13 protein-coding genes, 1 tRNA gene and 1 riboswitch are annotated in these 12,882 nt (G+C 32.2%); of the genes, 8 read left to right on the forward strand and 6 right to left on the reverse strand.

Annotated elements, in window-relative coordinates; genetic code table 11:
* The first annotated feature begins 62 nt into the window (after positions 1-62).
* A tRNA-Ser gene (locus AST02_RS13260) sits at positions 63-151 on the forward strand.
* A gap of 185 nt (positions 152-336) precedes the next feature.
* On the forward strand, positions 337-777 hold the full coding sequence (locus AST02_RS13265) for a carboxymuconolactone decarboxylase family protein (RefSeq protein ID WP_069818182.1): 441 nt from the start codon (positions 337-339) through the stop codon (positions 775-777).
* 73 nt (positions 778-850) lie between these two features.
* Here AST02_RS13265 and AST02_RS13270 read toward each other — a convergent pair whose 3' ends face one another.
* The 4 genes from AST02_RS13270 to AST02_RS13285 form a co-directional block, all read right to left on the reverse strand.
* Complete coding sequence (locus AST02_RS13270) at positions 851-1,414, reverse strand: PepSY domain-containing protein (RefSeq protein WP_046465634.1); 564 nt, start codon at positions 1,412-1,414, stop codon at positions 851-853.
* A 280-nt stretch (positions 1,415-1,694) separates the two neighbouring features.
* A complete protein-coding gene (locus AST02_RS13275; protein ID WP_069818183.1) occupies positions 1,695-3,020 on the reverse strand; it encodes a trypsin-like serine peptidase in 1,326 nt (441 codons plus the stop codon).
* Between the two features lie 28 nt (positions 3,021-3,048).
* Positions 3,049-3,321 (reverse strand): hypothetical protein, encoded by a 273-nt coding sequence (locus AST02_RS13280; RefSeq protein WP_069818184.1) that lies wholly within the window; start codon positions 3,319-3,321, stop codon positions 3,049-3,051.
* An 8-nt stretch (positions 3,322-3,329) separates the two neighbouring features.
* Entirely contained in the window at positions 3,330-4,331 is a 1,002-nt protein-coding gene (locus AST02_RS13285) for a glycosyltransferase family 2 protein (protein ID WP_069818185.1), read from the reverse strand.
* A gap of 275 nt (positions 4,332-4,606) precedes the next feature.
* On the opposite strand from AST02_RS13285, the gene menE reads away from it, so the two are divergent.
* A complete protein-coding gene (gene menE, locus AST02_RS13290; RefSeq protein ID WP_069818186.1) occupies positions 4,607-5,995 on the forward strand; it encodes an o-succinylbenzoate--CoA ligase in 1,389 nt (462 codons plus the stop codon).
* Positions 5,996-6,008: 13 nt separating this feature from the next.
* On the forward strand, positions 6,009-7,013 hold the full coding sequence (gene menC, locus AST02_RS13295) for an o-succinylbenzoate synthase (RefSeq protein WP_069818187.1): 1,005 nt from the start codon (positions 6,009-6,011) through the stop codon (positions 7,011-7,013).
* Here the strand turns inward: menC and yidD are convergent.
* Complete coding sequence (gene yidD / locus AST02_RS13300) at positions 7,010-7,246, reverse strand: membrane protein insertion efficiency factor YidD (protein WP_002507269.1); 237 nt, start codon at positions 7,244-7,246, stop codon at positions 7,010-7,012. The two genes, menC and yidD, sit on opposite strands and share 4 nt — an antisense overlap.
* A 62-nt stretch (positions 7,247-7,308) precedes the next feature.
* Between yidD and ytkD the strand changes: the two genes are divergently transcribed.
* Positions 7,309-7,785: an RNA deprotection pyrophosphohydrolase gene (ytkD, locus tag AST02_RS13305; protein WP_069818188.1), complete on the forward strand. Its 477-nt coding sequence runs from the start codon at positions 7,309-7,311 to the stop codon at positions 7,783-7,785.
* Positions 7,769-8,563, forward strand: coding sequence for an alpha/beta hydrolase family protein (locus AST02_RS13310; protein WP_176721560.1), 795 nt, complete (start codon positions 7,769-7,771; stop codon positions 8,561-8,563). Before ytkD ends, AST02_RS13310 begins: the two co-directional genes overlap by 17 nt.
* Positions 8,564-8,615: 52 nt before the next feature.
* Here AST02_RS13310 and pckA read toward each other — a convergent pair whose 3' ends face one another.
* Positions 8,616-10,205, reverse strand: coding sequence for a phosphoenolpyruvate carboxykinase (ATP) (gene pckA / locus AST02_RS13315; RefSeq protein ID WP_046465628.1), 1,590 nt, complete (start codon positions 10,203-10,205; stop codon positions 8,616-8,618).
* A 175-nt stretch (positions 10,206-10,380) separates the two neighbouring features.
* Positions 10,381-10,494, forward strand: a riboswitch (SAM riboswitch).
* Positions 10,495-10,603: 109 nt separating this feature from the next.
* On the opposite strand from pckA, the gene metK reads away from it, so the two are divergent.
* Together metK and AST02_RS13325 are read left to right on the forward strand one after the other, a co-directional pair.
* On the forward strand, positions 10,604-11,800 hold the full coding sequence (metK, locus tag AST02_RS13320; protein WP_046465627.1) for a methionine adenosyltransferase: 1,197 nt from the start codon (positions 10,604-10,606) through the stop codon (positions 11,798-11,800).
* A gap of 95 nt (positions 11,801-11,895) precedes the next feature.
* Positions 11,896-12,804 (forward strand): nuclease-related domain-containing protein, encoded by a 909-nt coding sequence (locus AST02_RS13325; RefSeq protein WP_069818189.1) that lies wholly within the window; start codon positions 11,896-11,898, stop codon positions 12,802-12,804.
* Positions 12,805-12,882: the final 78 nt, after the last annotated feature.

The raw sequence follows: 12,882 nt of genomic DNA on the forward strand, positions 1-12,882 counted from the left end.
GAGTCCCGTCGGGGTCATACAAACAGAAGTGAAATATCGCTTCTGTTTTTTTATATTCTATTGGAGAGTTGTCCGAGTTGGCCGAAGGAGCACGCCTGGAAAGTGTGTAGACGTCACAAGCGTCTCGAGGGTTCGAATCCCTCACTCTCCGCTATTTGATTATGATTACCCTCATTACTCATCATTCCTTAGAATGTTGATGTAGTGGGGGTTTTTTATTTCGTCTAACTATTAAAAGATGGGTGCTAAACAAAGAAATTGTGATTTTTATATTTAAAAACTATACTGAATTAGAAATTAGAAAGCTTGAAAATCATAATTACAGGGGGCTCATACTTGGAAAATAGAATAGATTATTATGAAATTGCTAGGGAAGAAATGGCATTAATTATGGATTTGGAAAAACAATTAAAGAAAACATCTATTAATAGAAAGTTACAAGAGTTGATTAAAATACGCGTCTCTCAAATAAACGGCTGCGCTTTTTGTATTGGTATGCATACTGCAGATGCTAGAAAAATGAAAGTATCAGAAGAAGAAATTTATTTATTAAACGCATGGCATGAAACAAATATATATTCTGTAAAAGATAAACTAGCTTTTAAACTTGCAGAAGCAGTGACAAATATTACTGTAAATGGCGTTACAGAGGAACTATTTAACGAAGTTCGTAAAGTGTATACAGAAGAGGAGTACACAGACTTAATATTAATCATTAATCAAATTAATATGTGGAATAGATTATCTATTTCTATGGGGAATAAACATATCGTGTAAGTCATAAATTTATAGAAATAATAAAGGAGAATCAATAATTTAATATTGATTCTCCTTTATTATTTAGTGCGTTTTAATCATCTTGTTCATTGTTTAGTACATCGCCACTTTTAGCATCTATTGTGATTTCGTGCTTAGTACTATCATCTTTTAGGTCTAAATCGTAAACGAGTTTGCCATCATCTTCAGATAGGGACCATTCTTTGATGTCGCCATCAAATTCTTCTTGTCCTTTTTTGATAGCATCTTTATAATCGATGGCATCACTATATTTAAAGGCTTCATTTTCATTTACTGAATCTTCATTTTCAGTATTTTTATTTAAAACTTCTTTGTTTTTATCAGAAATGATAACTTCTGATTCTTCACCATTTTTTTGTTGCTCTATTTTATAAGCCCATTCACCATTACTCTTTTCATAAGAGATGCCTTTTAAGTCTTGTCCGCTATATTCATCTTGTGCTTTTTTAATAGCATCTTCAGGGCTTGTTTTGATTTTATCTAAAGCAATAACTTGTTTATCTGTATCTTTATTACTAGAATCCTCAGATTTAGTATCGCTCTCTGAATCTCCATTACCACATGCTGTAAGCAAAATACCTGATAGTGCAACCGCAGTCACCAATTTTAATTTCATTTTTATCTCTCCTTGTAAATGATTCATTAACTAGTATATACCCATTAATAATACTTTTAAACTATAAAATAAAAGAAAAAATAGTTTTTGAGAGATTTTAGCGTGGAAAAATTTATGTTTTTGAGTATGAATAACTAAAAATGATAAATTAAACATATTTTCTATTTTGAAATTGGTACAAGTATACAAAAATAAGCCACTTATATGAATAGGTGGTCATTTTGAAAATTGATATTAGATTAATGCGTAATACATTAGTAAGTGATTTCACAAATAATATTTATTGTTTTGTAGCATTGACATCGATATAGCCAATCCATCTATTTTTAGAGTCATATATAGAATAATACTGTTTTTTATTACCTAAAGTATAAATATACTTAGCGGTGAATGTTTGATTATAATAATGTGTACTTATATTGTTTTGACTATCAAAATAAAGGTTGTTCCATATAGGAAAGTTTTTTTCTGAAACTTTTACTTTTTTATTAAAGTAAGTTGGTGTTAAGTCAGTAACATCTCTTTTATTAAAATACCCAATCCATTTATTTTTATTATCGTATAGCGATAAATATGTATGTCCATTATTGTGTTTGAAAAAATATTTTGCTTTATAGACATTACCTAATTTAATGTTCTTTAATGAGATTTTTTTGGAAAATAGAAAGTCACTCCATAATACAATTTTTTCTTTTGATATAGTAACATCTTTGTCATATTTATAGCCAACAGGGGTAGATCCCCAATTAATTATTAATTTTAAATTATCATTTGTGATTTTTGTGCCGAAATTTAAAGGGGTAGCACCATATGCATGAACTCCGACAATCTTTTTGTTTCTATTCCAAACTGCACTGCCACTTTGGCCTCCGTAAGTGTCCATATCGTAAAAAATATTAGTGTCTGTTAGTCTTTTTAGCAATCCTGTAACTTTATATTGTGTGGTTCCCCCTTTATCAGCTGGATAACCAGCTGTCTCTAAATGCTCATTGATTTGCATTTGGTCAGTTATACCTAATGTACCTGTTTTAAAACCAAGTTGAGAATTTAATTTTATAATTGCCAAATCATGTTCTTTGGATTTTGATTTAATCCATTCGGGAAGCACGTATTTTTTATCTGCTTTTGACTTGCCAATTGTAGCTTTATGGGAATTAGCTCCAGCATATACAGTGACGTTATCTGCCCAACCGCCTAAATCTGATTCATAAATATTGTGAGCAGCAGTAAGGACTGTATCAGGAGAAATCATAACTCCTGAACCAATATATACATTATTGTTAAAAGACATGTTTAAAAGAACGACTGTTTTATAAGGTGCTTTTGTATAATTTTTAACGATAGAACGATTATCTTTACCTAATATTCTATCAAACGATTCGCCTTGAGAATCTTCAATTGATTGGAGATTCTCTTGAGGAATTTCATAATCTACAGGTGTAGGAAGATAGATAGAATTTGTAGGTTCAGTAATATTATACGTAGTACTTATAGTAGGTTGTAACGAAGCTTCTATTTGATTATCAGTGACTAAATGGTTTTGTAATGCGAGAATAAGTAATAAAATTATTATAAATTTTATTATGAAATTTGCTAATTTTTTCATATAAATCCTCCATTAGTATAAAAGAAATTTAAAATCTACAAGATACACGGAGAAGAGGGGTATTATTAAAATTAAATTCTCCTTTTAAATCATGAATGTTTATATGACTTTTTAAATTGCTAATACTTGCTATTTTATACCCATTCATCATTAATATTGGTGTTTTATTTTTGTTCCATTTAACTGAAAATGTAATTTGCTCATAATTGGTGAATATCCATTCAATTTTTTCTTTGTTTAGTTTTAAATCTTCTTGATTCAATGCTAAGTAATATCTATTTTCATAATTAAAGTTTTCCAATTATATCTTTAACCACCTTTTAATATTTTATCTGCAGTCATCACAGCTAATAGGTTATTTTGTCGTATAGCCTCTAATTTTAAATTAAATATAGGTGTTACATATGTATCTGCGGTTCTGGGAACTTCATTTATAGTTTTTGATAAATAGTTAAGCCATTCTTTTTTCTCTCTATAACTCATTTTACTAATTGAAAAATGCTTGTTCTGTCCATGTCTAAATAGTCTTGTCGTATACTTCGCTGCAAGTTTGTCACGGAGCACTCGCTTTTTGTATACTTTACTGCAATATATAGCGTTATAGATATTACTTATAGTAGAAAAATATTGTTTCGGTGTGCTTTTCTTAGTAGATAGATGATTTTTTTTCGAGAAATCATTCACAACAATGTAGTATTCATAATCAGTTTTAATAGAATAATTTTTTGAATTCATTAGGAATTCTATAGTGAAAAGTTGATCCTCTGCAGTTTTAGCATTTGTTTTAAAACGAATTTTATTTTTATGTATAATATTACTTTTAAACATCTTTAAAACTGATAATGCATAAAATAAACTGTTTTCTATAATATCTGCTCTTGGCACATTACCATTTTCAAACACTGCTTTCGGAACACCTCTACCTTTTCCTTCCACACCATACTTACCAATAATTAAATCACTATTATTTTCTTTCCCATATATGTAAAGGTCCTCTAACGCTCTTTCATGCAAGTAATCATCAGAATCTAAAAAGAAAATGTACTCCGAATTACTCATGCTTATGCCTTTGTTTCTTGGAGCACTTGCGCTTCCTGTATTTTTATTTAATCTTTTAAATTTTATTAAATGCTTATAATTAACCCAATATGCTTTAATAGTTTCAATGGTTTCAATATCGTTTGAATGATCATCTATAATTATTAATTCAAAATCTTTATGACTCATAGTTTGATTTAGAATTGAATCGATAGTACGAGAAATCATTTTTCCATTATTATATGTAGGCATAATGACACTAATCTTTTTCATAAGAAATCACTCCTTTAAACTAAAATAGCAAAGTTAAATATGAGATGGAATAAAGTTTAGTAAAGTGTGAAAAATATAACGGTAAATGTAAAAAAACCTATGTATGAAAATTCAAAAGCTATTTGAAATAAAAACAAACTTTAAAAAATAGAATGTGTGACTAAAAATTTAACTTATAAAACCTTTGCGTGGTCATAACATTAAAGTGAAGATTTGGACCATGTTAAATAATAATAAAAGCGTTATAATATAATATGAGATGGAGGAATGTAGGCGTGGAATTTTGGTTGAAAAAACAAGCAGAACTAAATGGTGAAAAGGTGTTTATAGATGATGGCACAAAGCAAATTTCATTTAATAAGACCTATCAATATGCTTCGAGATTAGCATATCAATTAAAACAATTAGATAAGCCAAGAATTGGATTATATATCGATAATTCGATAGCATCTGTCATTTTAATTAATGCAGCGTGGCTAGCTGGAATTGAAATTGCTATGTTAAATACAAGGCTGACTAAGAAGGAAATGCTTGCACAAATGGCATCAATTGAGGTTGATACTGTGATAGCACGTGAGCCAATACAATTAGAAGGTATTCATATAGTTAATTTTGAAAACTTATGGACTAATTTGGATGATAAGCAATTTGAAGCATCATTTTCAATAGAACGTATTGCATCGATTATGTTTACATCAGGGACAACGGGACCTCAAAAAGCTGTGCCACAGACATTTAGCAATCATTATGCAAGTGCAAGTGGTTGTAAAGAAAGCCTTGGGTTTGATCAGAATACTAAATGGTTATCGGTATTGCCTATTTATCATATTTCAGGATTAAGCGTAGTATTAAGAGCATTAATTGAAGGCTTTACAGTTCGTATAGCATCTAAATTTAATTCTGTAGCTATGTTAAATATTATAAAAGAAGAATTACCTACACATGTGTCACTCGTACCACAAACATTAAAATGGTTAATGGATGAAGGGTTTAATCAACCTTATCATGTTCAAAAGATATTACTTGGTGGTGCGAAACTCTCTAGTGCTTTGATTGATCAAGCACTTCAAAGTAGATTGCCAATATATAATTCCTTCGGTATGACAGAAACGTGTTCACAGTTTTTAACTGCCTCACCAGAGATGTTAGCACATCGTTATGATACAGTAGGTAAACCGAGTGAAAATGTTGATGTAAAAATTAAAGCTCCAAATACGCAAGGTCATGGTGAATTGTTAATCAAAGGAGATAACGTTATGCAAGGTTATCTATATCCTGAAAATAAGCAAGATACTTTTGAAGCAGGCTATTTTAATACTGGTGACATTGCAGAAATAGATGACGAAGGTTATGTCATGGTTTATGATCGCAGAAAAGATTTAATAATCAGTGGTGGAGAAAATATCTATCCTTATCAAATCGAGTCAGTTGCTAAGAATTATTTTGGCATAGAAGATGCGATGTGTGTCGGCATAGAAGATGCTACTTGGGGGGAAGTCCCATCTTTATATTACGTTACGAATATAACAATATCTGAGGCGCAATTATTAGAACATTTCAAACAAAATTTAGCAAAATATAAAATACCTAAGCAATTTGTACGTGTTGAATCATTACCCTATACATCAACAGGAAAGCTACAGAGAAACCGTTTGAAACTTTAAATTCGAGGTGGATATGAAATTACAAGCAGTGAAATTATACGAATATAATGCTAGTTTTAAACATGCTATTGTGACGCCGAAAATTAAATTGAGTTGTCGGAAGGTATTAATTATTGAATTAATTACTGATACGAATCAACATTATTTTGGAGAATGTAATGCTTTTGAGACGGATTGGTACTCACCAGAAACGATAGAAGTTGTACGCTGCCAAACTGAGAAATGGATTAAACAATACCAAAATGAAACGTTTAATCATTTTGGAGAGGCACAAGCAACATTAGGTTGTTTGATGGCATATCCAGCTACAAGAAGCATGCTAGTAATGGCTTTTTATCAAATGTTTTATGAAATGCATTCATTTAATGTTCCTTATGGCGCAACAGTCAGTGGTTTGACTGAAGGGAATTTAAAGCAACTTGTAGATACCCAACCACAACGTGTTAAAATAAAATGGTCACAGCATATACTACAAAATATTGAAATGTTAAAACAATTAGATTTTCAACCGGATATCGCAATAGATGCGAATGAATCTATTCAAGATAATGAGTCGCACAAGTTAAAACAACTGGCTAATAAATCATTACTCTATATCGAAGAACCTTTTAAATCGTTAGATAAACTAGAGGCTTTTACTAAGTCTGAACTACCACCGATTGCAATTGATGAAAAAGCATTATCTCAAGATCAAATTATGGAAATCATTGCTAATAATCCTATTGATGTAGTTGTGTTGAAACCATTTAGATTGGGTGGCGTAGATAAAGTATTAGAAATCATTAACGTATTAAAAGCAAAAGATATCAAAATTGTTATCGGTGGTATGTATGAATATGGATTGAGTAGATATTTCACCGCATTGTTAGCTCAATTTGCTGACTATCCAAGCGATATCACACCAGAAGGTTATTATTTTAAAAATGATATAGTAAATAATGCAGGCATATTAAAAGGAGATTCAATATATTTTGAACCTCCCGTTGTTAATACAGCACAATTAAAGCGCGTTTATTAATCTTTTTTCTTTTCTTTTTTCTTTAATGGTACTGGGTCAAAGCCACCTTTATGAAGTGGATGGCATTTCGAAATTCTTTTAACACCTAACCACGTACCTTTAAATGCACCATAGACTTGTATCGCTTCTCTCGTATATTCAGAGCAAGTAGGATAGAAGCGACATGTAGCAGGTGTCATTGGCGAAATGAAACGTTGATAAATACGTATAAGTCCTAGGAACAATGTTTTCATTATAATTTTGCCTCCAACAAATAACTTAGCATAGATAGTTTAACATAATTAAAGGGAGAAGGATGAACGTGAAGTTTAAAGATAGCGAAAATGATGATGTGTTTTTATCATATAAAAATGACGAAAATCATGCTGATGGTAACCATGTCCTGATCATACCTATATTTCAAGGACAGTTGCTGTTTACCAATCATAAATTGAGAGGTATAGAGTTTCCTGGTGGCAAAAAAGAAATAGGAGAATCCAGTGAAGTAGCAGCAGCTAGAGAATTATTTGAAGAAACAGGTGCAACGATAAAAAAGTGTAATTATATTGCGCAATATCGTGTAGAAAGACAAAATGGATTAAGCTTTACTAAAGATGTATTTATGGTTGTCGTTAAGGATGTAGCGCAACAAAACGACTATTTAGAAACAAATGGACCTTTATTTTATAATAATGTTTATGATATTCCAGAAGAACGTAAAAGCTATTTATTGAAAGATGCAGCAATTTTACAATGTTTAGAGAGAGTGATGGAGCTTGGATTTTATTCATAGAAAACGTATGCCAGTTGAATCATCAACACATTTTTTTGAAGAAGTCACATATCGTGTCGATGCGTTAAAAGTGCGTGGCCTCTTAATGGCACCTAAAGCTAATGTTGAAAGAATTGTAATTTATTTACGAGGTGGAAAAGGGCAAGTAGGTATGGTACGTACAGGACGTTTAATGCAATTTGCAGACGATCATACATTAGTTTTCGGTCCATATTATCGAGGGAATAATGGCAGTGAAGGAAAAGATGCATTTTACGGTGAGGATTTAAACGACGTTACTGTTGCTATTAGAATGTTAAACCATATGTATCCAGAGGTACATATTCATATGGTTGGATTTTCTAGAGGTGGTCTACAAGGATTATTAACATTTCAAGATTTACCAATATCTAGTTATATAATTTGGGGTGGCGTCTCTGATATATATTTAATGTATGAAGAGCGTGTAGACTTAAGAGGAATGCTTAAACGTATGATTGGTCATCCTAAAAAGAACGCTGAAGCGTATAGGCAACGAGATGCAGTTTCTCAAATTACTGAGGATAGCCCACCAATTTTAATAGTACACGGTGGAAAAGATCATCAAGTTGGTATTCATCAAGCGCATTATTTAGCGGAACAATTAAATCGTATAGGTATGACTTATCGCACATTTTATCAAATGAAAGAAGGGCATATTCCTAGACCTTTTGCATTAAAATCTACATTGTCGACCATCAAACAATGGATGAAAGATGTTGAAGCTCAGCATATTAAACAAAATTATAATGAGAAATAAAAGACATGAACTACAATTCTTTCGTAGTTCATGCCTTTTTTATTTATTTAACTTATTTGAAACCGCCATTGTTAGCTAAATCTTCTACTTCTGTACCGAATTTTTCGAAATTATGTTTAAAACGGTTAATTAAATCTTGGGCTTGCTCTCTATATGCTTCTGGCTTACTCCAAGCATTAATAGGGTTTAATAATGTCTGTGGTACACCTTCAATTTCTACTGGGATATCTAATCCAAACATATCATCTTTCATATATTCAATTTCACTTAATTGCCCAGTAATAGCTTGGTTTACCATTTGTCTTGTATAGTTAAGGCTAATGCGACGTCCGAGCCCATATTGGCCACCAGTCCAACCTGTATTAACTAGATAAACATCTACACCATGTTTATCAATTAAATTTCCTAATAAGTCTGCATATACTTTTGCGTTGAGAGGTAAGAATGGTGAACCGAAACAAGTTGAAAATGATGGTTCTGGCTCTGTGACACCACGTTCTGTACCAGCTAATTTAGCTGTGAAACCACTAAGGAAATGGTACATCGCTTGATCTTTAGATAGTTTAGAAATAGGTGGTAATACACCAAAAGCATCAGCAGTTAAGAAAATAATTGTATTCGGATGTGCTGCTTTAGATGGTGTCACGATATTATCGATATGATCAATTGGATAGGCAGCTCTAGTGTTTTCAGTGTAGTAGTTATCATCGAAGTCTACATCACCATCTTCATCGACAACTACGTTTTCTAAAATAGTACCATATTTAATTGCGTCGTAAATTTGCGGTTCTTTTTTATATGAAAGGTTAATTGCTTTAGCATAACAGCCACCTTCAATATTGAAAATGCCGTTTTCATTCCAACCATGCTCATCATCACCAATCAGTTTGCGTGTTGGGTCAGCAGAAAGTGTTGTTTTACCTGTGCCGGATAAACCGAAGAACAATGCTACATCACCTTTATCGCCAACGTTAGCCGAACAGTGCATGCTCATGATTTTATCTTTAGGGAGTAAGTAGTTCATTACTGAGAAAATTCCTTTTTTCATTTCTCCAGCATATTCAGTGCCACCAATCAATATCACTTTATGTTTGAAAGAGGTAATTATAAATGTTTCGGAGTTTGTGCCATCAACTTCAGGAACTGCTTTAAAAGAAGGTGCTGAAACAATAGTGAAATCTGATTTGATTTCGCTAGCTTCTTCTTTAGTACTTGGGCGAATGAACATATTTTGTGCGAATAAATTATGCCAAGCTAATTCATTAATGACAGTGAGTTTTAATTGTGAATCTTCATCACTACCTGCATAACCATTAAATACATAAAGTTCATCTTTTTTGTTTAAATGGGCTAAAACTTTATCATACAAATTTAAGAACGTTTCTTCTTCGATAGGTTGATTTATGTTTCCCCAATCGATGTCATCTCTATAAGATGGTTCATTTACAATAAACTTATCTTTTGGAGAACGACCTGTGTATTTACCTGTTTTAGCGTTAATTGCTCCAAGTTCAGTCAATGCACCTTCATCATTATTTAAAATTTTGTTATACAACTGTGTTGTAGATAGTTGAAATAATGATGATGGTTTCTCTAATATACTTTCAATCTTGCTTGTGTATGTGTATGTATCTACCGCCATACTAATCCCTCCAACGCTATTTAGTTAATGTAAGCCTTTACAATTAAAGAGTATAACACATATGCATTAATAGTCCACATCATATTAAAAGGAATTTTAGAAATTTTAAATAAATATTAATAATTGTTAAATTGACAATATATCATAGATTAGGTACTATAGGACTTAACGGATTCTCTTATCCTGAGTGGCGGAGGGACATGGACCCAATGAAGCCCAGCAACCTCTTCGTTAATACGAAGAAAGGTGCCAAACCGTTTGCAGACATATATCGTCTGAACGATAAGAGCGAATGGACGTATAAGGGCCTTCTCTCTATTTAATATAGTGATGAAGGCCTTTTTTAATGAGCTCAACAGAGAGAGAATTTTCGTAATTTAAAACTAAAGGAGCAAATTATGACATACAATAGAAGATTATTCACTTCAGAATCTGTAACAGAAGGGCACCCGGACAAAATAGCGGATCAAGTATCTGATGCAATATTAGATGAGATTTTAAAAGACGATCCTAATGCAAGGGTCGCTTGTGAAACTACGGTAACTACTGGTATGGCGTTAATTTCAGGTGAAATATCTACAACAACTTACGTTGATATTCCAAAAGTAGTAAGAGAAACAATTAAAGAGATTGGTTACACACGTGCAAAATATGGGTATGACAGTCAAACCATGGCCGTATTAACTGCAATTGATGAGCAATCTCCTGACATCGCGCAAGGTGTTGACACAGCATTAGAGTATCGTGAAGATGCATCAGAAGAAGAAATTGAAGCAACTGGTGCTGGTGACCAAGGCTTAATGTTTGGTTATGCTACAAATGAAACGGATACGTATATGCCTTTACCAATCTTCTTATCACATCAACTTGCTAAGAAATTATCTGATGTGCGTAAAGATGAAATATTAAAATATTTACGCCCAGATGGGAAAGTGCAAGTAACTGTTGAATATGATGAACAGGATAAGCCGCAACGTATAGACACTATCGTTGTTTCTACACAACACGCAGAAGATACTGAATTGCAACAAATACAAGATGACATTAAAGCGCACGTTATTTATCCAACAGTGCCTGAACATCTATTAGATGAAGATACTAAGTTTTATATTAATCCTACTGGTCGTTTTGTGATTGGTGGTCCTCAAGGAGATGCTGGACTTACTGGTCGTAAAATTATTGTAGACACATATGGTGGTTATGCACGTCATGGTGGCGGCTGTTTCAGTGGTAAGGACCCAACAAAAGTTGACCGTTCTGCTGCTTATGCTGCACGTTATGTAGCTAAAAATATTGTAGCGGCTAAATTAGCAGACAAATGTGAAGTACAATTAGCATATGCAATTGGTGTTGCTGAACCAGTTTCAATTTCTATTGATACATTTGGAACAAGTAGCGTAAGTGAAGATGAGTTAGTAGAAGCGGTACGCACGCATTTTGACTTAAGACCTGCTGGCATTATTAAAATGTTAGATTTAAAACATCCAATCTATAAACAAACAGCTGCCTATGGTCATTTTGGCCGTACAGATATCTTATTACCATGGGAAAAATTAGATAAAGTAAACCTATTAAAAGATTCTGTAGAAGCATAAAAAACTAAAATTTAATTTTCTGGACTTTTCTATCGAATGATGAGCTATTATCTATTATAATTAAGTTACTGAACACATAAAGGAGCGTTTTTGTTATGAATTCATTAGGGCCAATAGAAATTGGTTTAATCGTGGCAATCATCGTAGCAGTCATTTGTTTGATATTATTTATGCTTGCTTTAAAAAGTAAAAAGAAAGCGCAAAAAAACGCTGAAGAGCAGTATAAATCTAGAGAACAAAAATTAAGCGATGAGCATGAAGAAGAGTTGGAAAAAGAAAGAATAGAAAATAAAAAAACTGTAACGAAGCAAAAGGAAGAATATGCAGCTACAGTTAGTTCTAAAGATAGAGAAATTGATGCTTTAAAATTATTTTCTAAGAACCATAGTGAATATGTAACTGACATGAGATTGATTGGTATCCGCGAACGTCTTGTAAATGAGAAAAGAATACGTCCTGAAGATATGCACATTATGGCTAATATATTTTTACCTAGAAATGAATTTAGCGATGTTCAACGTATCAGTCATTTAGTACTGACACGTACTGGTTTATACATCATAGATTCTCAATTATTGAAAGGGCATGTTTATAATGGTGTTAGTGCAGCCCAATTCAAAGAACAACCAATGATGGAGCAGGTATTTAATACTTTAGATCTTGATAAGCATACACCACAAACACTTGTGTTAGATCAGAATGAAGATACGCAATCATTATCGTTTGTAAATTATACATCGCACTTAAATGAAATTGAAAAACTTGCCGGTGATATTCAAACAGAACTCAATTTAAAATTCACACCAACTACTATTTTATACTTCAATCCTAAAAATGAAGGTGCTGTAACAATCTCAAATTATGCACAAAGTTCAAATACTAAAGTGCTAGTGGGTGCAGAGCAACTTGATGAGTTCTTTAATAAATTTGTATTCCACGGTCGAATTCAATACAATGTTGAAGATTTACAACGTGTTATGGATGAAATAGAAACATTTAATTAATGTGAAATACTTAATTTTAAAAAAGATAGGTAGCCATATAGGTTATCTATCTTTTTTGTTGAATTTTTAAATGCCAGA

The organism is Staphylococcus equorum (assembly GCF_001747895.1).
GTDB lineage: Bacteria > Bacillota > Bacilli > Staphylococcales > Staphylococcaceae > Staphylococcus > Staphylococcus equorum_A.